Below are 719 nucleotides of genomic sequence, written 5' to 3' on the forward strand. Positions count from 1 at the left end.
GTCGCAAGGGTCCGGGCGGCATGCCCTCACGACGCAGATTGAAGCACACGAAGTTGGCCGCGCATCGCAGAAGGTGCGATTTCGCGCGCGTGTCCGCTTGAGCGTTCCTCACTGCCCAATACGTAGCGATTGCCGCCTCAACTGAACTCCATGACACTAATCAACCATTCCCGTGCTGCATTGCGACGACACGCCCTTTATCTGGCATTGCTGCCATTGGTTGTACCCGGGGTGGTCAGCGGTCAGACCTCCCCGCCGGCAGCCGTTCGAGGCCAAGCAGCTGACGGCAACAGCGACACTGCGATACCCGCCTCCGGGGCACCTGACAGCGCCGCTACAACCGCTGCGCAGGCAGCGACCAAGTTGTCCGCAGTCAATGTCACGGCACCCAATGATTCCGACTCGCGGCGTTATGAGATTACCAACCGCGTCGTCTTCGGTCGCAAGGAGATCGAGCGTCACAACGACAACAACTTGAGTGACGTGATGCGTCGGCTACCCGGCGTAACTGTGTCACCCATCGATGGTGTCCGCATGCGTGGATTGGGCGGCGGGTATGTGCAGATTCTGGTCGACGGCAGCCCCGTTTCAAGCGACTTCTCACTCGATTCAATCAGCCCGGATCTGATTGAGCGCATCGAGATCCTGCCTACGGCTGTCGCCGAGTACAGCACCAAGGCAATAGCCGGCACGATCAACGTGGTGCTACGCAATCACGG

The 719-nt window shown here is 60.2% G+C and carries 1 protein-coding gene; it reads left to right on the forward strand.

From position 1 onward, the window contains the following. Positions 1–150: 150 nt before the first annotated feature. Positions 151–719: TonB-dependent receptor plug domain-containing protein (locus ACXJKH_RS21665; protein WP_457322473.1), on the forward strand; the 569-nt coding region annotated here is incomplete at its 3' end.

This window comes from Stenotrophomonas sp. P5_B8 (assembly GCF_054049855.1).